Below are 23,249 nucleotides of genomic sequence, written 5' to 3'. Positions count from 1 at the left end.
GGCCGGTACGGACTGTTGTGCGCCGGCGCCCGGCCGTGCTCCCCCCGCCGCCGCGACCGCCCCTCACCGCCCTGTCCGGAGCCGCCCCACCCTCCTGAGCAGGCGGTCCGCGGGCCCGGACAGCTCCGGCCTGGCCAGTACGGCGTGCCGCAGTGCGCGCACCGGCGCACGCCGGGCCCGATATGCCAGTGCCATGAAATGACGCCTCGTCACCATCCCTTCGTGGACGGTTGGTTCACGTGTCTTGAGGGAGTCCTTGTAGTCCTTCGCGCCGCGCCCCAGGTCGAGATACGCCAGCGACTCGGCAGCCGCCGCCTCCGCCATCCGCAGATGCAGCACCAGCCCCGGCGAGAACTTCGCGAACCGCGGGTCGTACGCCGGGAACCAGCAGGCGAGTACCGACGGCGACCGCAGCCCGAAGTGGGCCGCCACCGGCCGGTCCCCGGCGTACAGCACCGACAGCAGACCGGTGAACGACTCCGTACGGGTGTGGAACAGCTGCTCCACGAGCCGCACGATCCACGGGTGCGCGAACCGGTCGCTGCGGCCCGTCCTGCGGTACTGCGCCGACTTCCAGCGCATCAGCGCCCGCAGCGCCGCCGGGTCGCGCTCGTCGTGGACGTACCGCACCGGCCCGGCGTCCCGGCCGAGCCTGCGCTCCTTGGCGAACGTGGTGCGGGTGAACTTCGGCGACCGGGCGCGCAGTTGCCGCACATAGGCGTCGAACCCCCGGTCCACGTCGATGACCGGCGACCCGAAACCTCGTAACCCACCGACGCCGAAGGATTCCTGACCCTCCACCAGATGGTCGAACTCCAGCACCGACAGCCCGCACGCCCGTACCAACTCCTGGGCGTCCCAGCGGAATCCGGGCCGGTGGACCATCCCCTGTGCGTCGGAGACGCCCAGGCCGACCGCCCGCCCCAAGCCCAGCGCCGACCGCTGGAACGGCAGGAACGCCACCGGCCGAGCGCCCTGCCGGATCACCGCGATCCGCACCCCGGGCCGGCAGCGCCCCACGGCCAGGGTGAACTCCGGTGCGAGGAAAGGGTTCGCCAGCTGCGGGGCGCCCAGTGCACGGGCCTCGGACTGGAGGCTCCGCCAGGCGTCCCCGTCGGCCCCGGTCAGCTCGCCGGGGCGGTGAACGGCAAGGTCCACGTCACTCCACCCGGCCCCGGCGGCCGTGCCGGGCGCGGCGCCGCACGGCGGTCAGCAGCAGCCCGGCGCCGCTCAGCGCCGCCACCGCGAGCACCCCGCCGCGTACCGACCACACGTGCAGCGCCAGCATCGTCTGGGCCACCAGCAGATCGACCGCGAGCGCCCCGGCACCGGCGACGACCGCACGGCCGAGCGGATCCATCCGGCCGAGCGCCGCGGCGAGCGCCGCGGCCGGCGCCATCACCAGGAAGAAGAGCGTGAACGGTGCGCGCAGCGGTGAGCCGATGTCGCCGATCGACAGGGCGGCGCCCACCGCGGCGGTGCCGACGGCGGCCCCCGCGACGAGCGAAGCGGCGCCGCTCCTGGGGCGGTCGTCGGGCGGTGGACCGCCGGGCGGGCCGTCGGGCGGCCGGTCGGCGGGCTGTTCGGCGGGCCGGTCGGCCGGGCCCTCGCCGGGGAAGGTGTGGTGCATGGTGTGGGTGTGCATTGGCAGCTTTACCCCCCATAAGCGCCGGATGCCGGGCCTCAATGTCGCGCAGCGCTCGAAGGGCCGTCAAGACGGGCGGGCCGCCCACAGACGGCGCAATGGCCCGGCCGCGGTCCGGCCGGTCCGGAGACTGTCTGCACGCGGCTGCCCGGCTGGCGGCGCCGTGACCCGGTGGAAGGAGCCGTGTCCGTGGAGCCGCCGAGCGGAGTTGCCCTGACGATGGTCATGGTGTGCCTGACCGTGGTCACCGGTGTGCTCGACGCCGTCAGCTTTCTGGCGCTCGGTCATGTCTTCACGGCCACCCAGACCGGCAATCTGCTCTTCCTCGGCTTCGGTATCGCCGGGCAGGGCGGGCTGCCGGTGGCGGCGACGGTGGTCTCGCTCGGCGCGTTCCTGGTGGGCGCCGCCCTCGGGGCCCGGGTGGAGTCGGGGCTGTCGGACCGGCGGCGGCCGTGGTTCCCGGTGGCCCTGCTGGCCGAGGCGGCCCTGCTGGTCGCGGCGGCGGTGGCGGGCTGGGAGTCCGGACCGGGCGACCTGGCGACCGGTCGGCGCTACGCCGCGATCGGCCTGATGGCGGCGGCGATGGGGATGCGCAACGTCACCGCGATGCGGGTGGCCGCCCCGGATCTCACCACCACGGTGGAGACCCGGGCGATGACGGCCCTGGTGAGCGGCTCCCCGCTGGGCCGCGACCGGCGGCTGGGCTACGGCAGTGGCGCGGGGCCCCGCCGGCTGAGCTCGGTGGGTGCGATGCTCGCGGGCGGTCTGCTGGGGGCCTGGCTGCTCGGCCTGGGGACCCGTCCGCCGCTGGTGGTGCTGCTGGTGGCACTGACCGTCGCAGCCACCGCGCTGCTCGTCCCCGGCCTCGCGCACCGCCGGAGCGCCGACGGCTGACGGGTCACCGAGGGGACCTTCGCCGTCGGACGACCAGGGCCGGGCCGGTCCTCTGCGCGGCGGCCCGGCCACCCGCGCGGGAAGCCCGCGACCTCGGTCCTGGGCGGAGTCACCGCGAGGGAGGCCTCCTCATCGGGGGGTACGCCGTGGTGCGCGCGTGGGTGGGCGTACGGGGGTGCGCAATCGGCCGTTCCGGGAAAGTCCGTGATCGCCCGTCAAAGGATTCGATGCGTCGCACTCGGGTGTCGGGAGTTCCAACGGGGTGTCATATACGCGTCATGGCAGGGTCAATGGCGCCGGGGCGAAGACCCTGACAGAACGGCGGATTCCTCATGAACTCTGCACCACTTTTGGCATGGACACTTCCGGCTACTCGCGAGTCTTGATACGACGGATCGAGCAGAGATCCTGCTATGGGAGGTTCCATGAGACTGTCCCGATATGCGGCATTGACATCCGCCTTCCTCGTCACCTCGGCGCTCGCGCTCACCGGCGCGAGCGCCGCGGCATCCGCCCAACTCACCGGCGCCGGCGGCTATGTGGCCCTCGGCGACTCCTACTCCTCCGGCGTCGGGGCCGGCAGCTACGACGGCGGCAGCGGCTCGTGCAAGCGCAGCACCAAGGCGTACCCCGCCCTCTGGGCCGCCGCGCACCGGCCCTCGTCCTTCACTTTTGCCGCCTGTTCAGGGGCCCGAACGGGTGATGTCGTCAGCGGTCAGTTCGGCTCGCTCGGCTCCGCCACGGGCCTGGTGAGCATCACCGTCGGCGGCAACGACGCCGGATTCGCCGACACCATGACGACCTGTACGCTCCAGGGCGAGAGCGCCTGCCTGGCCCGGGTCGCCCAGGCGCGCACGTACATCACGAACACCCTCCCCGGCAAGCTCGACACGGTCTACGGCGGCATCGCGCAGAGGGCCCCGTCCGCCCGGGTCGTCGTGCTGGGCTATCCGCACTTCTACAAACTCAACGGCAGCTGCATCGCGGGACTGACCGAGAAGTCCCGCACCGCCATCGACGCCGCCGCCGACGACATCAACGGCGTCCTCGCCAAGCGCGCCGCCGACCACGGCTTCGCGTTCGCCGATGTCAACTCGACCTTCGCCGGCCACGAGCTCTGCTCGGGCAGCCCGTGGTTGCACAGCGTGACCTACCCCGTCGAGGAGTCCTACCACCCCACTGCGGCCGGCCAGGCCGACGGCTATCTCCCGGTGTTCGGCTCCGCTGCGTAATCCTCCGTACACAGGCGCGGAGGAGGGTCGGCGCTTCCTCCGCGCCCCGGGGCCTCGCGGACCGCCACTCCGCCTCCGACGGTCGCTCAACTCGCCCTGGTACACGCGCTGTACGTGACATTCCGTATGGTGTTCGTCAACGTCACAGCAAGGCAGGTGAATCCGTTGACCGGTCTGCACGCGTGTCCTCCAAGAGAGATAGGGTTACTCTGCCCGTTGGCCGGGTGCCCTCGTACGGGTGGGGAGATTCATGGAACAGATAACAGTGCGCAGCAGGGCGCGAGTCCCTGCCATCACATGCGGGAGCAGCGCGTCCAGCGCGCGTCTCGACCGGCATCTCGCGGTGCTCGGCGGACCTGCCATCCCGCAGCGTGAGGCAGAGGGTGCGACGTCGCTGATGCAGGAGCTCACCGCGCGTGATCACTCGCGCACGAGGCGGAGCCGCGGTGCCCGGGTGTCGCTGTTCGCGCCGCTGCGCAGGCTGCGCCGCTCGCTCTTCGGAGGCCACGGCTGAGCCGTCCCTGAAGCGGCACCACAGGCACAGGCGACCCATCGTCCCTTCCCGGCGCAGCGCTGCCGCCCGGTGTCCCCTTCTCGCCACCCGTCACGCCGTGACGGGTGGCACTTTGTGTGCCCGGGCGCGTGTGCCCGGACGCCTTCCGGTCCCGTGAACGCGCCACAGCAGCCCACCCCGTGCCTCACAAGAGTGCGAACTGGCCGTTCGGCCCCTCCTCGTGGTGGTCGAGCACGGAGGCCGGCCGGCGCGCGGCGTCCGGTGCCGGCAGCACCCCCGCCGCCCGCAGCTCCGCCCCGCCGACCTGCGGACCCGCGGCCACCTCCCCTGCCAACCGGTCGGCATCCGGACGGAGTTCGGCCACCAGTGCCAGGACGGTGAGCAGCTCCAGCAGCTCCGACGTCCACTCCTGGGGCCAGCCGGCGGGACGCAGCGCCGCCAGCGCACCGGCGTCCGCGGCTTCGGTGCCGGGTGCGGTGGCGCCCCGCTGCGCGAACCACGCCTCCAGCACGCGGACGCCCCCCGCGGCGAACTCCCAGGCGCCCCGCGGAACCGGGGCGATCCGGGCGCCGCCGAGCAGCAGCGTCTCCTCCTCGGCCTCGTACGCCAGGGAGTCCGGCAGGCCGCGGGCGGGCAGCGGGGCCCGTACGTAGGGCCGCCGGCCGCCCGGCATCCGGGGGCGCTCGCCGGCCGGGCAGCCGCGCGCGTGGCGGCTCGCGTACCGGCCCCGGGTGTGCAGCCACAGCAGCCGCTCGCCGAGCGCGACACCGCGGTCCCACAGGGCCGGGTCGGCGGTGAGCGGCACCGCGGCGCCGTCGGGGGAGTGGCGGGCGGTTGCGGTGATCCAGGCGAGCAGATCGGTCGGTGCGACCGGGCGGTCCAGGCGGCGGGCCAGAAGCTCCGGCAAGCCGGGGGTGAGATTGGGCTCGGCGCCGCCGGGGCGCCGGTAGAGGGGGCGGATCCGGCCGGGGCGGCCGGCCGGGGAGTGCCCGTCGGGCAGCAGGTCGGAGCAGACCACGGCGGGCCCCGGCGACTGCGGTACCAGCCCCAATTCCACCGCGAACAGCTGCCGTTCGCCGGCCACCCGCCACAACTCCGGCCGGGCTGCGTCGATCAGCCGGTGGTCGGGCAGCAACCACTGCCGGTCGAACGGGCCGTGCAGCACCGGCACCGGCTCCGGGCACGGTCCGCCCGCCCGGGACAGCGGCCCGGTGGGGGTGGTCTGCCCCGGCAGCTGGCCGACCGCGGAATCCGGCGTCCGGGCCCGGGACGGCCGGAACAGCCGCGCGCGGACCGCCGCGTCCTCGGCGTCCACCAGCGCCTTCCACCGGGCGCGCAGCGTGGCCGCGTCCGGCGCCCTCACCCACGAGCGCCCGAGCCGCAGCGGCGGCACCGACCACGGCATCAGCTCGGACAGCCGTGGCGCACCACCCACCCCTGGCGCCCCCTGCTTCGCCGTCACGCGGAGCCCCTCCCGGACCGTTCGGTTGACCCCGGCATGGTAGCGACGGGAACCGGTGCCGTTCGCCGGCACCCGTCGTGCGGGCGGCCGGGGGAGGCGGTCTTTCGCTTGCTGATCTTGGCGGAGTACGGTCCTGGCCGTACCACGCCTGCCAAGGGGAGGACCGCCATGAGGGACACTGCCTCCCCCGCGCCCGAGCGGCGCGGGGGGCACCCCGTCGCGACCAGGGCCGCGGCGCGGTTGGACCGGCTGCCGCCGTCCCGGTGGCACCGCCGGATCACCCTCGTCGTCGGCATCGGCGCCTTCTTCGACCTCTACGAGATCTTCCTCGGCGGCGTGCTGGCGGCGGTCCTCGCGGCGCAGTGGAACCTCGGCCACACCGCCAGGTCCTGGGTGATCGCCGCCGGGTTCCTGGGGATGTTCGCCGGCGCCAATGTCCTCTCCGTGCTCGCCGACCGGCTCGGCCGGCGCCGGATGTTCCTGGTCAACCTGGGCGCCTACTCGCTGTTCTCGCTGGCCTCCGCCTTCGCGCCGAACCTGTCCTGGCTGCTCGCGCTGCGCTTTCTCGCCGGGGTCGGGCTCGGTGCCGAACTCGTCCTGGTGGATACCTATTTGGCGGAGTTCCTCCCCCGGGCGGTGCGCGGTCGCTACCTCGCCTACGCGTACACCTTCGGGTTCGTCGGGGTCCCGGTGGCGGCCCTGCTCGGTGCCCGGCTGGTGGCCGGGCACCAGCTGCTGGGCCTCGACGGCTGGCGCTGGCTGCTGATCGCGGGCGCGCTGGGGGCCGGCTTCCTTCAGGTAATGCGCCGTCAACTCCCGGAGTCGCCACGGTGGCTGGTGGTCCAAGGGCGGGACGCGGAGGCCCGGCGGATCGTCGCCGGCATCGAGGAGCGGGTGGCGGCGGAGACCGGGCAGACCCTGCCGTCCGTACCGGAGGCGGAGAACGTACCGGAGCGCCGGGTGCCGCTCGGCGAGATGTTCCGCGGCGACTACCGCCGGCGGACGCTCATGTGGTGGGTCTTCCAGGTCCTCCAGACCGTCGGCTACTATGGCTTCGGCTCGCTGGCGCCGGTGGTGCTGACCGCCAAGGGGTACACGGTCACCGATTCGCTGCTCTACGCCGCGCTGGGCTACTGCGGCTATCCGATCGGCTCCGCGCTGTCCATCCCGCTCATCGACCGGATCGAGCGCCGCACCCTGATCATCGCCGCCGCGCTCGGCATCGCGGCCTGCGGTCTGGCCTTCGGCTTCGCCGCCGCCCCCTGGGCCATCGTCGCCTTCGGCTTCCTGCTGACGGTGTGCAGCAACGTCTTCTCCAACGCCTTCCACGTCTACCAGACCGAGATCTTCCCCACCGGCCTGCGCAGCAGCGCGATCGGCATCGCCTACGCGCTGTCCCGGCTCACCTCGGCCGTGCTGCCGTTCGTGGCGCTGACGGTGCTGACCGACCTGGGCGCGGCCGTGGTGTTCGCCGGGTCCGCGGTGCTGATGGTGCTGCTGTGCCTGGACGTGGCGCTGCTGGGGCCGCGCAGTACGGGACGGAGCCTGGAACGGATCTGAGCGCCGGGCGGCCGGTGGCCGTACGCGGCGGCGTCAGTGCGCCTCCAGCGTCACCGTGAACGAGAACCGGTCGCCGCGGTAGTGGATCCGGGCGACGTCGAGCACCTGCCCGGACTCGTCGTAGGTGATGCCGGTGTAGTGCAGGATCGGGCTGAGCAGCGGGACCTGGAGCAGCCGGGCGGTCTCGGGGTCGGCCAGCCGGGCCTCGACGGTGTCGGTGATCCGGCTGATGCGGACGCCCACCGCGTCCCGCAGCACCTTGGTCATCGGCCAGCGCTCCAGGTCCGCGAGGTCGATCCGGGCGGCGACGTCGGGGCGGACGTAGTTCCGTGCGTGGTTGGTGGGTTCGTCGGCCTCGTCGCTGCGCAGTCGCCGGAATCCGGCCACTTCGTCCATGTCCGGGAAGAATTCGGACAGTTCGGGGGGTACGGAGACCGGGCCGTGCTCCAGCAGGGCGGTCTTCATCCCGGACTGCTGGGCCACGATCGCGTCCACCGACCCGAGCAGCCGGACCGGCGCACCGCGCTGCGCGCTCGGCTCGATGAACGTGCCGCGGCGCCGGTGCCGGCTGATCAGCCCCTCCGTCTCCAGTTCCTTGAGTGCCTGACGCATCGTCAGCACGCTGACGCCGTAGTGCTCGGCGAGCGCGTCCTCGGTGGGGAGCCGGAGCGGCGCCTCGGGCGAGCGCCCCAGTATGGACGCGCGCAGGGACTGCGAGACCTGGTACCACAGCGGCAGCTTGCGGTTCAGGGCGAGCGAGTCGGGAGCGAAGGTGGTCACAGAGCGGTCCCCGGTCCTACGGGCGGAAGTGGCGCTGGAGACCCTGCCATACGTCGTCGTAACCGCGCTGGAGGTGTCCGGCGTCCCGGGCCTGGGCGGTGAGGGTCAGCGGCCAGCGGGTCTCGAACATGAAGGCCAGCCCGTCGTCGATCTTCTGCGGGGCGAGCTCCGCGGCGCTGGCCCGCTCGAAGGTCTCCCGGTCGGGGCCGTGCGCGGACATCATGTTGTGCAGCGAGCCGCCGCCCGGGACGAAACCCTCCGCCTTCGCGTCGTAGGCGCCCTCGATCAGGCCCATGTACTCGGTCATCACGTTGCGGTGGAAGTACGGCGGCCGGAAGGTGTCCTCGCCGACCAGCCAGCGGGGCGCGAACACCACGAAGTCGACGCCCGCCAGGCCCGGGGTGTCCGAGGGGGAGGTGAGCACCGTGAAGATCGACGGGTCCGGGTGGTCGTAGCTGATCGAGCCGATGACGTTGAAGCGGCGCAGGTCGTAGACGTACGGGAGGTGGCTGCCGTGCCATGCGACGACATCGAGCGGCGAGTGGCCGTAGGTCGCCGTCCAGAGGTTGCCGCCGAACTTGTTCAGGACCTCGACCGGCCCTTCGACGTCCTCGTAGGCGGCCGTCGGGGCGAGGAAGTCGCGGGCGTTGGCCAGGCCGTTGGCGCCGATCGGGCCGAGGTCGGGGAGCTCGAAGGGGCGGCCGTAGTTCTCGCAGACGTAGCCGCGAGCGGTGGCGTCCAGCAGCTCGACGCGGAAGCGCACACCGCGCGGGATCAGCGCCACATGGCCCGGTTCGGCCCGCAGCAGGCCGAATTCGGTGCGCAGCAGCAGCCCGCCGCGCTCCGGCACGATCAGCAGCTCGCCGTCCGCGTCGCTGAACACCCTCCGGTCCATGGAGGTGTTGGCGTGGTAGAGGTGTACGGCCATTCCGCTGCGCTGGGTGGCGTCGCCGTTGCCGCCGAGGGTCCACAGGCCGTCCACGAAGTCCGTCGGGTCGGCGGGCTCGGGGAGCGGGTTCCAGCGCAGCCGGTTGGGGTCGGGCAGGCACTCGGTGAACGGCGCCGACCGGATCTCGCCCCGATTGGCGCGGGCGAACGGGGGGTGCGCGGCCGACGGGCGGATGCGGTAGAGCCAGGAGCGCCGGTTGTGGCGGCGCGGTTCGGTGAACGCCGAGCCGCTGAGCTGCTCGGCATACAGGCCGAGGGGTGCCCGCTGCGGGGAGTTGCGGCCCACCGGCAGTGCGCCGGGGACGGCCTCCGAGCTGTGCTCGTTGCCGAAGCCGGAGGAGTAGACCAGCCCCTCGGCCGTCTTCCTCGCCTGCTCGTTGCCCGTACCTGTCATCGCGCGCTCCCGCCGCTCACGAACCCAAGGAATCCTATGCAAGACCTTAGGATTGTGAGCGGGGGTCGTCAACGATGGGGTTGCCTCTCTGTTCGGGCGAGGCCGGGAGGCCGGGGGATCCCGGCCGCGATGGCCGGATCACGGCTCTCGGCCGCCCCCGCCCCGTAAGGCGGGCAAGATGACCGTGTGCAGCCATCGACGCCTCGACCCGCCCCCCTGTCCGCCGCCTCCACCCCTTCCGCGCCCCCTTCCGCCACCTCTGCTCCGGCCACCGGCTCTGCCGCCGGCCCTGCCGCCACTCCGTCCCCGCTCCGCCGCGCCCCCGTGCAGCGGCGCAGCGCCCAGCGCCTGGCCCGCATCCTCGACGCCTGCGCCGAGCTGCTGGACGAGACCGGGTACGAGGACCTCAGCACCCGCGCCGTCGCCGGCCGCGCCGGGGTCCCGATCGGCTCCGTCTACCGCTTCTTCCCCAACAAGCGCGCCATGGCGGAGGCGCTCGCCCAACGCAACCTCGACGCCTACGCGGACCGGATCACCACCCGGCTGACCGGCCCCGGGCAGCCGCCGGGCTGGCGCGGTGCGATGGACGTGGTGGTCGACGAATACCTCGCCATGAAGCGGACGGTGCCCGGCTTCGCCCTGGTGGAGTTCACCGTCCCCGCCCCGCGCGAGACCCGGCAGGCCAACTACGAGGTCGCCGACCGGCTGATGGGCCTGCTCGCCGGGCCGCTCGGCCTGGAGCCCGCCGACGAGCGGCTGCGCACCGCCTTCCTCGTCGGCGTCGAGACCGCCGACGCGCTGCTCCAGCTCGCCTTCCGCACGGACCCCGGCGGCGACCCGGCGATCGTCGCGGAGACGAAGGAGCTGCTGCGGGCCTATCTGGCGCGGTATCTGGACTGAGGGGCCGGGCGGCGCGGGCGAACCGGAGGCGCGGGTGGCCAGGAGCTGCTGGCGGCCACGAAACTACCGGCGCTAGTTTGGATGGTGTCCCCCTGGGAGGCGCCCGAGGCGCACCCTAGGGTGCAGAGGACGACCAGGCGGCCCGGGAGGTCCACGACGTGAAGCAGCACGACGCGATGTACATCGACGGAAGCTGGCGGCCCGCCGAGGGCAGCGGCACGATCGCGGTCGTCAACCCGGCCGACGAGCAGGTGATCGGCACCGTCCCGGCCGGTTCCGCGGCCGACGTGGACGCCGCGGTGCGCGCCGCCCGCGCCGCCCTGCCCGGCTGGGCCGCCACCCCGCCCGCGGCGCGCGCCGACCTGCTGGCCGCGCTGCGCGACCAACTCGCCGCGCGCGCCGAGGAGATCGCCGCGACGGTCACCGCCGAACTGGGCTCACCGCTCGCCTTCAGCGCCGCGGTGCACGCCGGGCTGCCGGTCGCGGTCTGCGGCTCGTACGCCGAGCTGGCCCGGACGTACGCCTTCGAGGAGACCCTGGGCAATTCCACCGTGCTGCTCGAACCGGTCGGTGTGGTGGGCGCGATCACGCCCTGGAACTATCCGCTGCACCAGATCGTCGCCAAGGTCGCCCCGGCGCTGGCGGCGGGCTGCACGGTCGTGCTCAAGCCGGCCGAGGACACCCCGCTGGTGGCACAGCTGTTCGCCGAGTGCGCCGACGCAGCCGGGGTTCCCGCCGGCGTCTTCAACCTCGTCACCGGCCTCGGCCCGGTCGCCGGCCAGGCGCTCGCCGAGCACGACGGCGTCGATCTGCTCTCCTTCACCGGCTCGACGGCTGTCGGCAGGCAGATCGGCGCCCTCGCGGGCGCCGCGGTCAAGCGGGTGGCGCTGGAGCTGGGCGGCAAGTCCGCCAACGTCATCCTGCCCAGTGCCGACCTCGGCAGGGCGGTGGCCGTCGGCGTCGCCAACGTCATGGCCAACTCCGGCCAGACGTGCAGCGCGTGGACCCGGATGCTGGTCCACACGGACCGGTACGACGAGGCGGTCGCGCTGGCCGCCGCCGCGGTCGCCAAGTACGTCCCCGGCGAGCGGATCGGCCCGCTGGTCAGCGCCCGGCAGCGGGACCGGGTGCGCGGCTACATCGAGCGGGGCATCGCCGAGGGCGCCACGGTCGTCGCGGGCGGCCCGGAGGCACCCGCCGGAGCCGGCTACTACGTCACGCCGACCGTCTTCGCGGAGGTCACCCCCGACATGGCCATCGCCCAGGAGGAGATCTTCGGCCCGGTGCTGTCGATCCTGCGCTACGAGGACGAGGACGACGCCGTACGGATCGCCAACGGCACCGTCTACGGCCTCGCCGGCGCGGTCTGGGCCGGCGACGACGCCGAGGCGGTCGCCTTCGCCCGCCGCCTGGACACCGGGCAGGTCGACATCAACGGCGGACGCTTCAACCCCCTTGCCCCGTTCGGCGGTTACAAGCGGTCGGGGGTGGGGCGGGAGCTCGGTCCGCACGGCCTGGCCGAGTATCTGCACACGAAGTCGCTCCAGTTCTGAGCCGGTCGACCTCCTGAGGGGCCGTCGGTGCCGCCCGGCCCGGCCGCCCGCTCCCCGCCACTCCACCAGCCCGCCGCCCTTCGTCCCCAGGAGATCCCGTGGTCCGCGCCGCCGTACTGCCCGCCGTCAACGCCCCGCTCCGGATCACCGAGATCGAGCTGCCGGAGCCGGGGCCGGGCCAGGTCCGCATCCGGCTCGCCGCCGCCGGTGTCTGCCACTCCGACCTGTCGCTGTCCAACGGAACGCTGCGGCAGCCCGTCCCGGCCGTCCTCGGGCACGAGGGCGCGGGGACCGTCACCGCGGTCGGGCCGGACGTGACCACCGTCGCCCCCGGCGATCGTGTGATCCTCAACTGGGCGCCCTCCTGCGGCAGTTGCCGGTTCTGCGAGCTGGCCGAACCGTGGCTGTGCGCCAACGCCGGGCGCGCGGGCAACGACCCGTACGCCACCCTCGCCGCCGACGGCAGCGCGCTCTACGCCGCGCTGGGCACCGCCGTCTTCGCCGAGGAGACCGTGGTGCCCGTGCAGGCCGCGCTGCCGCTGCCCGACGGGGTGCCGCTCGCCGACGCGGCGCTGCTCGGCTGCGCTGTGCTCACCGGCTGGGGCGCCGTGCACCACAGCGCCCGGGTGCGGGCGGGGGAGTCGGTCGCGGTGTTCGGGGTCGGCGGGGTGGGGCTGGCCACCGTGCAGGCGGCGCGCATCGCGGGGGCGGGCACCATCGTCGCGGTGGACGTCTCGCCGGAGAAGGAGGAGCTGGCGCGCGCGGCCGGGGCCACCGACTTCGTCGTCGCGGGCGAGACCGGGTCCTTCGAGAAGGAGTGCGCCAAGCGGATCCGCGCGCTGACCGGCGGGTTCGGCACCGATGTCGCGGTGGAGTGCGTGGGCCGCGCCGACACGATCCGTACCGCCTGGTCCGCCACCCGGCGGGGCGGCCGGACGACCGTGGTGGGCATCGGCGGCAAGGAGCAGCAGGTGGCGTTCTCCGCCCTGGAGCTCTTCTACTTCGGGCGTACGCTCTCCGGCTGCGTCTACGGCAACAGCGACCCGGCACGCGACCTCCCGGTCATCGCCGGTCAGGTCCGCTCCGGCGCGCTCGACCTCTCCGCGCTGGTCACCGACCGGATCGGGCTGGACGGCATCCCCGGCGCGTTCGAGGCGATGCTGGCGGGGAAGGGCGGCCGGGCGCTGGTCGTCTTCTGAGGCGCCCTGGGGGCCGCCGGCGGTGTGGGGGAGCGGCGGCGGGGCAAGGCGCCCCGGTGCGAGACCCACAGGTGGCCGGGCGCGGCCGAGGGCGGCGCCGTGGCCGTCCTGCGGAACGGCAGCTACGGCCCGGGCGTGCCGCCGGGCGGGGCGAGCTCCGGGTGATGCAGCGTCAGGCCGTCCACCAGCGCGAGCAGTCCGGCCTCGAACGCGCCCTCGTCGACCCGGCGTTGATGCTCCGCCAGGAGGTGTGCCCGGCCCAGGTGCGGATAGGCGGCGGGGTCGTAGGCGCCTGGGTCGTCGACGAAACCGCGGGCGAACGAGCCCAGCGCGGAGCCGGCGACGAAGTAGCGGACCATCGCGCACACCTTGGTGGCCTGCGCGGGCGGCCAGCCCGCCCCGACCATGCCGCCGAACGCCGCGTCGGCCATCTTCAGCCCGGCGGGGCGGCGGCCGGGCCCCTGGGCGAGGAACGGCACGACGTGCGGATGCGCGGCGAGCGCCGCGCGGTAGGAGCGGGCCCAGTCGAGCAGCCCGGCGCGCCAGTCCCCGCCGCGCTCGAACGTCGACACGTCGACCTCGGCGATGACCTTGTCCGCGACCGCGTCGAGGATCTCGTCCTTGGTCGTGAAGTGGTTGTAGAGGGAGGGCCCGCTCACGCCCAGCTCCGCCGCCAGCCGCCGGGTGGAGAGCGCCGCGAGCCCTTCCGCGTCGATCAGCGCCAGCGCGGTGGTGACGATGCGCTCGCGGCTCAGGAGGGGCTTGCGGGGGCGGGCCATGACGCACATAGTAGGGGCTGCCGACACAAAACTAGCAGCGCTAATTAAACCGTCTTCCCGCCGACAGGGGGCCCGAGATGAACCTGGAGCTCAGCGCCGAGCAGGCCGCCGCACGCCGGCTCGCCAAGGACTTCGTCGACCGCGAGATCACCCCGCACGCCGCCGCCTGGGACCGCGCGGAGCGGGTCGACCCCGGCATCGTCGGGAAGCTCGGCGCCCTCGGCTTCCTCGGGCTGACCGTCCCCGAGGAGTACGGCGGCTCCGGCGGCGACCACCTCTCGTACGCCCTGGTCACCGAGGAACTGGGCCGCGGCGACTCCGCCGTGCGCGGCATCGTCTCGGTCTCGCTCGGGCTGGTCGCCAAGACCATCGCCTCCTGGGGCGACGAGGAGCAGAAGCGCGCATGGCTGCCCCGGCTGACCTCCGGCGAGGCGGTCGGCTGCTTCGGCCTGACCGAGCCCGGCACCGGCTCCGACGCGGGCAACCTCACCACCCGGGCGGTCCGCGACGGATCCGGGAGCGGCGCAGGCTATGTCATCGACGGCGCCAAGATGTTCATCACGAACGGCACCTGGGCGGACGTCGTGCTGCTCTTCGCCCGTACCGGCGGTGCCCCCGGCCACAAGGGGATCAGCGCCTTCCTGATACCGACCGACACCCCGGGCCTCACCCGCCGCGAGATCCACGGCAAGCTCGGCCTCCGCGGCCAGGCCACCGCCGAACTGGCCCTGGAGGGCGTACGGGTGCCCGCCTCCGCCATGCTGGGCCCCGAGGGCAAGGGCTTCTCGGTCGCCATGTCCGCCCTGGCCAAGGGCCGGATGTCGGTCGCCGCCGGCTGCGTCGGCATCGCGCAGGCCGCGCTGGACGCCGCCGTCGGGTACGCCGGCGAGCGCGAGCAGTTCGGCGCGCCGATCGCCCGGCACCAGCTCGTCCAGGAACTGCTCAGCGACATCGCGGTCGACGTGGACGCCGCGCGGCTGCTGACCTGGCGGGTGGCCGATCTCGTCGACCGCGGCGAGCCGTTCGCCACCGAGGCGTCCAAGGCCAAGCTCTTCGCCTCCGAGGCCGCGGTGCGCGCCGCCAACAACGCCCTCCAGGTCTTCGGCGGCTACGGCTACATCGACGAGTACCCGGTCGGCAAGCTGCTCCGCGACGCCCGGGTGATGACCCTCTACGAAGGCACCAGCCAGATTCAGAAACTGGTCATCGGCCGCGCACTCACCGGGGTCTCCGCCTTCTGACCGGCGCCTCCCGCGTACGCTCCGTCCCGGCGCCCCGGCCCGCCCGGTCCCGTTCCGCCCCCGGGAGGAGGCCTAAGCGCTTGCTCACCCGCGCGGTATGGTGTTCGATCCGGGCAGAGGAAGGTCCCTGGCGGATCGAGGAGCGGGGTACGCGATGGGTGCGGCGGAGTGGGCGGCGCAGGAGAGCGAGGAATGGGCCGGGGTGAGCCCGGACGCCGCGCGGCGGCTGGTCAGTGCGGCCGTCGAGGCGTTCGCCGAGCGCGGCTACCACGCCACCACCACCCGCGACATCGCCGGCCGCGCCGGGATGAGCCCGGCCGCGCTCTACATCCACTACAAGACCAAAGAGGAGCTCCTCTACCGCATCAGCGGCATCGGCCACGAGAAGGCGCTGCACATCATGGGTGCCGCCGCCGAGGCCGCGGGCAGCGCCACCGAGCGGCTGCGCGACGCGGTACGGACCTTCGCCCGCTGGCACGCCGAGCACCACACCACCGCCCGGGTCATCCAGTACGAGCTCCAGGCGCTGAGCGACGTCCACTACGCGGAGATCGCCGATCTGCGCCGCCGCACCGACCGGCTGCTGCGCCAGATCATCCAGGACGGCGCCGACAGCGGTGAATTCCGGGTCGGCGACGTCCCGGGCACCACCCTTGCCGTGCTGTCGCTGTGTGTGGACGTGGCCCGCTGGTTCTCCGCCGACGGCCCGCGGACGCCCGACGAGGTCGGCGCGCTCTACGCCGACCTCGTCCTGCGGATGGTGGGCGCCCCGCCGGTCTGACCGCCGGACCGGGCTACAGGTAGAAGCGGCTGACCGACTCCGCGACGCACACCGGCTTGTCGCCGCCCTCCCGCTCGATCGTCACGACCGTGGTGAGCTGCACCCCGCCGGACACCTCGGCCACCTCCGCGATCCGGGCGGTGGCCCGCAGCCGCGAGCCGACCGGGACGGTCGCCGGGAAACGGACCTTGTTGGTGCCGTAGTTGATGCCCATCGTCACGTTGTCGACCCGCATCAGCCGCGGGACCAGCGCCGGCAGCAGCGACAGCGTCAGATAGCCGTGCGCGATGGTCGTGCCGAACGGCCCGGCCGCGGCCTTCTCCTGGTCGACGTGGATCCACTGGTGGTCACCGGTGGCCTCCGCGAACAGGTCGATCCGCTTCTGGTCGACCTCCAGCCAGTCGCTGGGACCCAACTCCGCACCGACCGCGGCCCGCAGTTCCTCGACCGACCCGAACACCCGGGGCTCTGCCATCTCCGTCTGCCTCCTCAGCGTCGCCTTACTAAGCGCTTGCTCAGCATGCGAGTGCGGGGGCCCGCTGTCAACGGTCGTCTCCGGGCAGGTCGTAGGGTTGAGGCGTGCCACAGCTTCCCTACAAGGTCCATGAGCTCTCGGTCGGCCAGCTCTCCGCGCGCAGCGGCGCGGCGGTGTCCGCGCTGCACTTCTACGAGTCGAAGGGGCTGATCAGCAGCACCCGGACGGCCGGGAACCAGCGCCGCTACACCCGCGACGCGCTGCGCCGGGTCGCGTTCGTACGGGCGGCCCAGCGGGTCGGGATCCCGCTCGCGGTGATCCGGGACGCGCTGGCGGAGCTGCCGGACGAGCGCACCCCCAACCGCGAGGACTGGGCCCGGCTGTCCGAGGTGTGGCGCTCCGAACTCGACGAGCGGATCAGCCAGCTCGTCGAGCTGCGCGACCGGCTGACCGACTGCATCGGCTGCGGCTGCCTCTCGCTCCAGACGTGCGCGCTGTCGAACCCGTACGACAACCTCGGCGAACAGGGGCCGGGCGCGCGGCGGCTGCGGGTGGACCAAAGCGCCAAGGACCCGGCGGTGGCGCCGCCGGGAGACGGCGGCGCCGGAGTGTGCGCGCCGGGCGACCCGGGGTGCGACACCGGCCGGGGGTGAGCGCGCCGGGCCCGGCCGCCGGCTACCAGACGGACGGTGTGCGGGCGATCCACGGACGGGCCCGCTCCAGCTGGGCGGAGAGCGAGATCAGCGTGGCCTCGTCGCCGTAGCGTCCGGCCAGCATGACGCCGATGGGCAGGCCCTCGGCCGTCCAGTGCAGCGGGACGCTGACCGCGGGCTGTCCGGTGACGTTGAAGAGCGCGCTGAACGGGGTGAACCGCCCGATGGCGGCGAACTCGGCCTGCGGATCGGCGTCGTTGCGCAGCGTCCCGACCAGGGGCGGTGGCGCGGCCACGGTGGGGGAGAGGATCACGTCATAGCCGGTGTCCGGCGGCATCAGGCCGTCGGCGACGGTCTGCCCGAGCATCCGGAAGGCGTGCAGGGAGCTCGCGAAGGACGGGCCGCTGATCTCGTCGCCGCGGGCCCGCAGATAGCGGGTGAGCGGCATCAGCTGCTCCTCGCTCCCCGGCGGGACCGGGCGGAGGGCGGCCATGACGGACCACACGCGGGTGAAGGCGAGGAGGATGCCCTCGTCGGCCGGGAGGGACAACTCCTCGGTCTCGTGGCCGAGTTCGGTCAGCAGCGCGGTGGTGCCGGCGACCGCGGCCCGGCAGTCCGCGTGCACCTCGACGCCCGGGATGGGGGCCTCGGTGAGCACCGCGATCCGCAGCCGGCCGGGGTCGCGGCGGGCGTGGCCGGCGAAGGTCTCACCGGGCGGCAGCGCCGGGGCGGCGAACGGGTCGCCCGGCATCGGGCCCGCCATGACGTCCAGGAGCGTGGCCGCGTCGGCGACCGTACGGGCCAGCGGGCCCGAGGTGCCCAGGCCCGACACGTCGTGCAGCAGCGGGCCGGGGCTGATCCGGCCGCGGCTGGGCTTGATGCCGTAGAGCCCGCACAGCGACGCGGGGATCCGGATCGAGCCGCCGCCGTCGCTGGCATGGGCGAGGGGCGCGAGTCCGCCGGCGACCGCCGCGGCTGCCCCGCCGCTGGAGCCGCCCGCCGAGCGCGTCAGGTCCCAGGGGGTGCGGGCGGGCGGCGCGAGGGCGTTCTCCGTGTAGCAGGGCAGCCCGAATTCGGGGGTGTTGGTCTTGCCGAGCAGGATCGTGCCGCCGTCCCGCAGCTTGCCGACGACATGGTCGTCGGTGTCCGCGATCCGGTCGGCCAGCGCCTGCGAGCCCATCGTGCAGCGCACCCCGGCGACCTGATTGAGGTCCTTCACGGGCACCGGAACGCCGAACAGCGGCGGGAGCGCGCGGCCCTCGCGGCGGGCCGCGGCGGCCTCGCTCTCGGCGTCCGCGGCCTGCTTCCTGGCGATCTCCGGGGTGCGCGTCAGGAAAGCGCCCAGGGTCTCGTCCAGCCGGTCGATCCGCGCGAGGTAGTGCTCGGTGAGCTCGACGGGGGAGAGCTGCCCCGTACGGATCCCCTCGGCCTGTTCGAGCGCGGTCAGATCGTGCAGTTCGGCCATGGACGTCCACCCTCTCCTTCGCTGCCCGTGCGGCCCGGGTGCCGCGCGAGCGGGACGGGCCGAGGCGCGGGTGCCGGGCGCCCGCGGATCAGCCCGTGAACAGTTGTTTCAGTTCGAGTGCGGGCTCGTAAAGGCCGCAGACGAACGGGACACCCCAAACGGGTGGATCACTCCCCGGGACGACCGCCCGCCATGTCCCGTGCGGCGGCTATCAGTTGGGCGTTTCCCGCGGTCGGTGAGCCGTCGGGCATCAGCAGGGTGTCCTCGATGCCGATCCGGCTGCACAGGCCCAGCTCGGCGGCCAGCCGCAGCACCGGCCAGGCCCCGCCGTCGAAGCCGTGGAGCAGCACCGGGCGGCCGTGCGCCACCGGCTCCAGCGCGGCGAGGAGCGCCCGGGCGGTCGCCGGAGCGGACTGCGGGTCGGTGTCGTCGATGACCTCGGCGAGCACCCGCAGCACCCGCGGCGCCAGCGGCGAGCGGGCGAAGTGCTCGACGGCCGCCGTCCCGGCCCATATTCCGGCCTCGACGCCGATGCCGCGCTCCAGCAGGGTGGCGGCGACCGCATCGGCGCCCGCCTCATGCCAGTTGACCGAGGCGTGGTCGGGCAGCACCGTCCAGGAGCTGATCTGCGCCGCCCGGCGCCCGGGGTCCGGCTCGGCCCAGGCGCCGGTCGTGACGCCCACCGGGACGTCCACCGCTTCCCGTATCGCCGCGAGGACCGGGTCGACCACCCGCGGCGAGAGGGAGTCCTGGCCGCACGGGGTCTTGGGGTGCACATGGACGTCCTGGGCGCCGGCCGCGACCGCCTGCCGCGCCGCTTCCGCGAGCGCGGCGGGCGACATCGGCACCACCCCTGAATCGGCCGCCGTCCGGGCGCCGTTGAGACACACCTGAAGCATCGTGAGCATGTTCCGATGATGACAGGGGGGTCCGACAGTGTCCGGTGAAAGCGGCGAACGGTGCCGGGCGGCGGGGGCGTCAGGCCGCCGCGAACGCTCCCGCGCCGTGCCGTACGGCCGCGGTGCTCAGCGCGTCCGGCGTCAGGACGGACGCCGGGGCGAGCACCCCGCACTCGCGGCAGGCCGGCCCGGCGGCCGGGCAGCCGGACTCGTCCGGCACCCAGGCGAAGCGGGTGGAGCCGCACACCGGGCAGTCGCGGCGCGGGCGTCCCGCCTCCATCGCCGCGATCATGCGGCGCAGCACCTCTGCGAGGCGGGCCGCCGGGTGCCGCTGCGGTGACTCGCAGGGCACGATGTCGCAACCGCCCCAGGTGCGCCGGTGCCATTCGTCGAGGGCGCCGACCTGGCGCACGCCCTCGTGCTTCTCCTTGCGGCGCCGGGCGGCGAATTCCTCTTCGTACGCGAGCCAGAGGGCGCGTGCCTCCTCCAGCTCCGTCAGCGCGGCCACCAGCCGCGCCGGATCGGGGTCACGGTCCTGGGTGGCGAACCCGGCCCTGGTGCACAGATGGTGCCAGGTCGCGCGGTGCCCGTAAGGGGCGAAGCGTTCCAGGCACTTGCGCAGGGCGGTACGCCGCTGGGCGGTGACGAGTCGTGGGTTGCGGACCTGTTCGGCGAGGGCTCTGAAACCGGCCATCTTCCTTCCACCTCCGGGGAGGACCCGACTGGACAGGGAATGGACGTAGCCGATCGCCACCTGGATCCATCGAACTTTCTTGCGGTTTTGGGTAGTGCTGTTCCGAGGCGACCATCCGTCAACTCCCGGGTGGGCGCGGGGAAGAGGAAGAGTTGACCGTTGTTCATCTTCCGGTTGCGGGTAACCGCCGGTAACGTCCGGCCCACCCTCCCCCGGGCTCTGGAAGGGCAGGGGGACCCCCTCCGAGGAGCAGGAATGCGACGACGTACCGGAAGGTTCAGGACTGCCGCCGCGGCAGCCCTGCTGGCCTTGGGTGCCACGGTCCTGGCACCACCCCCCATCGCTGCCGCGGCGGCTGCCCGACAGGCGACAGACGCCGCGCGGACGGCCGAGGACGACTACTGCCGAGGCCAGTGCAACGACATCCTGCCGCCGGGCGCGACGGGCAACGCCACCTTGGTGCAGATCCTCGCCAACAAGCTGTTCGGCACCCACCCCGCCCACTCCACCGACCAGATCGCCCCGTACAACGCGCTGAACGGCGGCTATCCCTCGCTCACCGACGACACCCTCACCGACTTCTTCAACGATGCCTCCTTCGGCGTCCCCAAGGACCAGGTCGGCTCGGTCAGCGCCCCGCGCTCCGACGTCACCATCACCCGCGACAAGAAGACCGGCGTCCCGCACATCAAGGGCACCACCCGCTACGGCACCGAGTTCGGCGCCGGCTACGCCGCGGGCCAGGACCGGCTGTGGCTGATGGACCTCTTCCGGCACATCGGCCGCGGGGAGCTGACCTCGTTCGCCGGCGGCGCGCTCGCCAACCAGGGCCTGGAGCAGCAGTTCTGGCCGCAGGCGCCGTACACCGAGGCGGACCTCCAGGCCCAGGTCGACGCCATCCGCACCCACAACGGAGCGCGCGGCGAGCAGGCCATGGCCGACGCCCAGGCGTACGTCGACGGCATCAACGCCTACCGCCAACAGTCCAAGGACGGCCGGTACTTCCCCGGCGAGTACGTCCTCACCGGCCACATCGACGCCCTCACCAACGCCGGTGAGATCCAGCCCTTCAAGCTCACCGACCTGATAGCCCTGGCCTCCGTCGTCGGCGGGCTCTTCGGCAACGGCGGCGGCGGAGAGGTCCCCTCGGCCCTCGCGCTGCTCTCCGCCCAGCAGAAGTACGGCGTCGCGAAGGGCACCCGGGTCTGGGAGTCCTTCCGGGAGCGCAACGACCCCGAGGCCGCCAAGACGCTGCACAACGGCCAGAGCTTCCCCTACGCCGTCAAACCCGCGAAGGCCCAGGGCATGGCGCTGCCCGACCGGGGCTCGGTCACCCCCGAGCCGCTGGTCTTCGACCGCAAGGGCGCCGCCGCGTCCAAGAGCGCCACACCGCCGCAGGACCCGGTCAAGGCCCCGGAGAAATACCGGAAGTTGGAGGGCCTGTTCAAGGACGGCGTGCTGCCCAAGGGGAGCTTCGACCCGACCCAGCACCGGGGGATGTCCAACGCCCTGCTGGTCTCCGGCAAGCACACCGCAAGCGGCCATCCGGTCGCCGTGTTCGGCCCGCAGACCGGCTACTTCGCGCCGCAGCTGCTGATGCTCCAGGAGATCCAGGGTCCCGGCATCAGCGCCCGCGGCGCCTCGTTCGCCGGCGTCGGGATGTACGTCCAGCTGGGCCGCGGCCAGGACTACGCCTGGAGCGCCACCTCCGCCGGCCAGGACATCACCGACACCTACGCCGTCGACCTGTGCAACGCGGACGGCTCCCGGCCCACCGAGGAGTCCACCTCCTACCGCTACCACGGCGCGTGCCTGCCCATGGAGAAGCTGGAGCGCAGCAACTCCTGGAAGCCCACCATCGCCGACCCGACGGCCGCCGGCTCGTACCGGATGCAGGTCTTCCGCACCAAGTACGGCACCGTCACGCACCGCGCCACCATCGGCGGCAAGCCCGTCGCCTACACCGCGCTGCGCTCCACCTACCGCCACGAGGCCGACTCCATCATCGGCTTCCAGATGCTCAACGACCCCTCGTACGTCCACGACGCCAGGAGCTTCCAGAAGGCCGCCCAGCACATCGGCTACGCCTTCAACTGGTTCTACGCCGACTCCCGCGACATCGCGTACTACAACAGCGGCCTCAACCCGGTCCGCAACCCCGCCGTCGACCCGTCGCTGCCCATCAAGGCGGACCCGGCCTACGAGTGGAAGGGCTACGACCCCGCCACCAACACCACCGACTACACCCCGCCCGCCCAGCACCCGCAGTCCATCGACCAGGACTACTACATCTCCTGGAACAACAAGCAGGCCAAGGACTACGACTCGGCCGGCTTCGGCAACGGCTCGGTGCACCGCGCCAACCTGCTCGACGACCGGGTGCGCGCGCTGACCAAGGAGGGCGGGGTGACCCGGGCGTCACTGACCCGGGCGATGGCCGACGCCGCCGTCACCGACCTGCGCGGCGAGGACGTGCTCCCCGAGCTGCTGCGGGTGATCGACAGCAAGCCGGTCACCGATCCCCGACTACGGGCCGCGGTGCAGCAGCTGGACGCCTGGTGCAAGGACGGCGCCCGGCGCCGCGAGACCTCCCCGGGTTCGCACACCTACGCCCACTCCGACGCGGTACGGCTGATGGACGCCTGGTGGCCGGTGATGATCGAGGGTGTCTTCAAGCCGGGCCTGGGCAGCGACCTGTACGCCGCGCTCGGCGCCAACCTGGCCGTCGACGAGTCGCCGTCCGCCGCCCACGGCCCCACCGGGGCGCACGCCGGATCGGCGTTCCAGTACGGCTGGTGGAGCTACGCCGACAAGGACCTCCGCGCCGTGCTGGGCGACCGGGTCCAGGGCCCGCTCGCCGAGCGGTACTGCGGCACCGGCACGCTCGCGGCCTGCCGCGACACCCTGCTGGCCACGCTCCAGCAGGTCGCCGGCAAGACCGCCGCCCAGGTTTACCCGGGTGACGACAACTGCAAGGCCGGCGACCAGTGGTGCGCGGACGCGATCGTCCATCGCGCGGTGGGCGGCCTCACCCACGACAAGATGAGCTGGCAGAACCGGCCCACCTACCAGCAGGTGGTGGAGTTCCCCGCCCACAGGTAGCGGAGGGAGCGAACGGCACGGGCCCCGGGGTGCCGCGTCGCGCTCCCGGGCCGGAGCGCGACGGCTTCCCGGGTCAGAG

The 23,249-nt window shown here is 73.3% G+C and carries 21 protein-coding genes; 11 read left to right on the top strand and 10 right to left on the bottom strand.

What is annotated here, in order from left to right; genetic code table 11:
• Positions 1 to 63: 63 nt before the first annotated feature.
• Entirely contained in the window at positions 64 to 1,158 is a 1,095-nt protein-coding gene (locus IEZ17_RS35155; protein ID WP_189307423.1) for a GNAT family N-acetyltransferase, read from the bottom strand.
• 1 nt (position 1,159) lies between these two features.
• Positions 1,160 to 1,630: a hypothetical protein gene (locus tag IEZ17_RS35150; RefSeq protein WP_189307421.1), complete on the bottom strand. Its 471-nt coding sequence runs from the start codon at positions 1,628 to 1,630 to the stop codon at positions 1,160 to 1,162.
• A 204-nt stretch (positions 1,631 to 1,834) separates the two neighbouring features.
• On the opposite strand from IEZ17_RS35150, the gene IEZ17_RS35145 reads away from it, so the two are divergent.
• The 3 genes from IEZ17_RS35145 (at position 1,835) to IEZ17_RS43320 (ending at position 4,285) form a co-directional block, all read left to right on the top strand.
• Positions 1,835 to 2,539, top strand: coding sequence for a YoaK family protein (locus IEZ17_RS35145; RefSeq protein WP_189307419.1), 705 nt, complete (start codon positions 1,835 to 1,837; stop codon positions 2,537 to 2,539).
• A 425-nt stretch (positions 2,540 to 2,964) separates the two neighbouring features.
• On the top strand, positions 2,965 to 3,771 hold the full coding sequence (locus tag IEZ17_RS35140) for an SGNH/GDSL hydrolase family protein (RefSeq protein ID WP_189307417.1): 807 nt from the start codon (positions 2,965 to 2,967) through the stop codon (positions 3,769 to 3,771).
• Positions 3,772 to 4,021: 250 nt separating this feature from the next.
• Positions 4,022 to 4,285: a hypothetical protein gene (locus IEZ17_RS43320; protein ID WP_159504615.1), complete on the top strand. Its 264-nt coding sequence runs from the start codon at positions 4,022 to 4,024 to the stop codon at positions 4,283 to 4,285.
• A 184-nt stretch (positions 4,286 to 4,469) separates the two neighbouring features.
• Here the strand turns inward: IEZ17_RS43320 and IEZ17_RS35135 are convergent, their stop codons facing one another.
• Positions 4,470 to 5,747 carry a type ISP restriction/modification enzyme gene (locus tag IEZ17_RS35135; protein WP_229852947.1) on the bottom strand — a complete coding sequence of 426 codons (1,278 nt, stop codon included), beginning with the start codon at positions 5,745 to 5,747 and terminating at the stop codon, positions 4,470 to 4,472.
• Positions 5,748 to 5,915: 168 nt separating this feature from the next.
• Here IEZ17_RS35135 and IEZ17_RS35130 point away from each other — a divergent pair, with 168 nt between their 5' ends.
• Positions 5,916 to 7,307, top strand: a complete 1,392-nt coding sequence (locus tag IEZ17_RS35130) for an MFS transporter (RefSeq protein WP_189307415.1) — start codon at positions 5,916 to 5,918, stop codon at positions 7,305 to 7,307.
• A gap of 33 nt (positions 7,308 to 7,340) precedes the next feature.
• On the opposite strand, the gene IEZ17_RS35125 is transcribed toward IEZ17_RS35130, so the two are convergent.
• Both IEZ17_RS35125 and hmgA read right to left on the bottom strand, forming a co-directional pair.
• Positions 7,341 to 8,087: a GntR family transcriptional regulator gene (locus tag IEZ17_RS35125; protein WP_189307413.1), complete on the bottom strand. Its 747-nt coding sequence runs from the start codon at positions 8,085 to 8,087 to the stop codon at positions 7,341 to 7,343.
• 16 nt (positions 8,088 to 8,103) lie between these two features.
• Positions 8,104 to 9,429, bottom strand: coding sequence for a homogentisate 1,2-dioxygenase (gene hmgA, locus IEZ17_RS35120; protein ID WP_189307412.1), 1,326 nt, complete (start codon positions 9,427 to 9,429; stop codon positions 8,104 to 8,106).
• A 324-nt stretch (positions 9,430 to 9,753) separates the two neighbouring features.
• On the opposite strand from hmgA, the gene IEZ17_RS35115 reads away from it, so the two are divergent.
• The 3 genes from IEZ17_RS35115 to IEZ17_RS35105 all read left to right on the top strand — a co-directional run bounded on the left by IEZ17_RS35115 (position 9,754) and on the right by IEZ17_RS35105 (position 13,081).
• Positions 9,754 to 10,329 carry a TetR/AcrR family transcriptional regulator gene (locus IEZ17_RS35115; RefSeq protein ID WP_229852951.1) on the top strand — a complete coding sequence of 192 codons (576 nt, stop codon included), beginning with the start codon at positions 9,754 to 9,756 and terminating at the stop codon, positions 10,327 to 10,329.
• 158 nt (positions 10,330 to 10,487) lie between these two features.
• Positions 10,488 to 11,882 carry an aldehyde dehydrogenase family protein gene (locus IEZ17_RS35110; RefSeq protein ID WP_189307410.1) on the top strand — a complete coding sequence of 465 codons (1,395 nt, stop codon included), beginning with the start codon at positions 10,488 to 10,490 and terminating at the stop codon, positions 11,880 to 11,882.
• A gap of 98 nt (positions 11,883 to 11,980) precedes the next feature.
• The gene (locus tag IEZ17_RS35105) at positions 11,981 to 13,081 is read left to right on the top strand and encodes a Zn-dependent alcohol dehydrogenase (protein WP_189307407.1); all 1,101 of its coding nucleotides are present in this window, start codon (positions 11,981 to 11,983) and stop codon (positions 13,079 to 13,081) included.
• A 122-nt stretch (positions 13,082 to 13,203) separates the two neighbouring features.
• Here IEZ17_RS35105 and IEZ17_RS35100 read toward each other — a convergent pair whose 3' ends face one another.
• Positions 13,204 to 13,860 (bottom strand): TetR/AcrR family transcriptional regulator, encoded by a 657-nt coding sequence (locus tag IEZ17_RS35100; protein ID WP_189307405.1) that lies wholly within the window; start codon positions 13,858 to 13,860, stop codon positions 13,204 to 13,206.
• A gap of 77 nt (positions 13,861 to 13,937) precedes the next feature.
• Between IEZ17_RS35100 and IEZ17_RS35095 the strand changes: the two genes are divergently transcribed.
• The gene (locus IEZ17_RS35095) at positions 13,938 to 15,101 is read left to right on the top strand and encodes an acyl-CoA dehydrogenase family protein (protein WP_189307403.1); all 1,164 of its coding nucleotides are present in this window, start codon (positions 13,938 to 13,940) and stop codon (positions 15,099 to 15,101) included.
• Positions 15,102 to 15,255: 154 nt separating this feature from the next.
• Positions 15,256 to 15,882 carry a TetR/AcrR family transcriptional regulator gene (locus tag IEZ17_RS35090; protein ID WP_189307401.1) on the top strand — a complete coding sequence of 209 codons (627 nt, stop codon included), beginning with the start codon at positions 15,256 to 15,258 and terminating at the stop codon, positions 15,880 to 15,882.
• Between the two features lie 13 nt (positions 15,883 to 15,895).
• Here the strand turns inward: IEZ17_RS35090 and IEZ17_RS35085 are convergent, their stop codons facing one another.
• On the bottom strand, positions 15,896 to 16,357 hold the full coding sequence (locus IEZ17_RS35085) for a MaoC family dehydratase (protein ID WP_189307399.1): 462 nt from the start codon (positions 16,355 to 16,357) through the stop codon (positions 15,896 to 15,898).
• A gap of 104 nt (positions 16,358 to 16,461) precedes the next feature.
• On the opposite strand from IEZ17_RS35085, the gene soxR reads away from it, so the two are divergent.
• On the top strand, positions 16,462 to 17,010 hold the full coding sequence (soxR, locus tag IEZ17_RS35080; RefSeq protein ID WP_229852946.1) for a redox-sensitive transcriptional activator SoxR: 549 nt from the start codon (positions 16,462 to 16,464) through the stop codon (positions 17,008 to 17,010).
• A 22-nt stretch (positions 17,011 to 17,032) separates the two neighbouring features.
• Here soxR and IEZ17_RS35075 read toward each other — a convergent pair whose 3' ends face one another.
• From IEZ17_RS35075 to IEZ17_RS35065, 3 genes are all read right to left on the bottom strand, one after another.
• On the bottom strand, positions 17,033 to 18,475 hold the full coding sequence (locus tag IEZ17_RS35075; protein ID WP_189307397.1) for an amidase: 1,443 nt from the start codon (positions 18,473 to 18,475) through the stop codon (positions 17,033 to 17,035).
• Positions 18,476 to 18,642: 167 nt separating this feature from the next.
• Complete coding sequence (locus IEZ17_RS35070) at positions 18,643 to 19,374, bottom strand: 3-keto-5-aminohexanoate cleavage protein (RefSeq protein ID WP_189307447.1); 732 nt, start codon at positions 19,372 to 19,374, stop codon at positions 18,643 to 18,645.
• A 79-nt stretch (positions 19,375 to 19,453) separates the two neighbouring features.
• Positions 19,454 to 20,068, bottom strand: coding sequence for a hypothetical protein (locus tag IEZ17_RS35065; protein WP_189307395.1), 615 nt, complete (start codon positions 20,066 to 20,068; stop codon positions 19,454 to 19,456).
• A 255-nt stretch (positions 20,069 to 20,323) separates the two neighbouring features.
• Between IEZ17_RS35065 and IEZ17_RS35060 the strand changes: the two genes are divergently transcribed.
• Positions 20,324 to 23,170, top strand: coding sequence for a penicillin acylase family protein (locus IEZ17_RS35060; protein ID WP_189307393.1), 2,847 nt, complete (start codon positions 20,324 to 20,326; stop codon positions 23,168 to 23,170).
• Positions 23,171 to 23,249: the final 79 nt, after the last annotated feature.

The sequence above is a fragment of the Streptomyces albospinus genome (assembly GCF_014648695.1).
Lineage (GTDB): Bacteria > Actinomycetota > Actinomycetes > Streptomycetales > Streptomycetaceae > Streptomyces > Streptomyces albospinus.
The sequence above is the reverse complement of the archived record's forward strand: the minus strand, read 5'-3'. Positions and strand labels throughout refer to the sequence as shown.

Coding starts and splice junctions, on each gene's coding strand:
- IEZ17_RS35150 (WP_189307421.1), bottom strand. CDS start 1,630: ATGCACCACACCTTCCCCGGCGAGGGCCCGGCCGACCGGCCCGCCGAA.
- IEZ17_RS35140 (WP_189307417.1), top strand. CDS start 2,965: ATGAGACTGTCCCGATATGCGGCATTGACATCCGCCTTCCTCGTCACC.
- IEZ17_RS43320 (WP_159504615.1), top strand. CDS start 4,022: ATGGAACAGATAACAGTGCGCAGCAGGGCGCGAGTCCCTGCCATCACA.
- IEZ17_RS35130 (WP_189307415.1), top strand. CDS start 5,916: ATGAGGGACACTGCCTCCCCCGCGCCCGAGCGGCGCGGGGGGCACCCC.
- hmgA (WP_189307412.1), bottom strand. CDS start 9,429: ATGACAGGTACGGGCAACGAGCAGGCGAGGAAGACGGCCGAGGGGCTG.
- IEZ17_RS35100 (WP_189307405.1), bottom strand. CDS start 13,860: ATGGCCCGCCCCCGCAAGCCCCTCCTGAGCCGCGAGCGCATCGTCACC.
- IEZ17_RS35095 (WP_189307403.1), top strand. CDS start 13,938: ATGAACCTGGAGCTCAGCGCCGAGCAGGCCGCCGCACGCCGGCTCGCC.
- IEZ17_RS35090 (WP_189307401.1), top strand. CDS start 15,256: ATGGGTGCGGCGGAGTGGGCGGCGCAGGAGAGCGAGGAATGGGCCGGG.
- IEZ17_RS35085 (WP_189307399.1), bottom strand. CDS start 16,357: ATGGCAGAGCCCCGGGTGTTCGGGTCGGTCGAGGAACTGCGGGCCGCG.
- IEZ17_RS35075 (WP_189307397.1), bottom strand. CDS start 18,475: ATGGCCGAACTGCACGATCTGACCGCGCTCGAACAGGCCGAGGGGATC.
- IEZ17_RS35070 (WP_189307447.1), bottom strand. CDS start 19,374: ATGCTTCAGGTGTGTCTCAACGGCGCCCGGACGGCGGCCGATTCAGGG.
- IEZ17_RS35065 (WP_189307395.1), bottom strand. CDS start 20,068: ATGGCCGGTTTCAGAGCCCTCGCCGAACAGGTCCGCAACCCACGACTC.
- IEZ17_RS35060 (WP_189307393.1), top strand. CDS start 20,324: ATGCGACGACGTACCGGAAGGTTCAGGACTGCCGCCGCGGCAGCCCTG.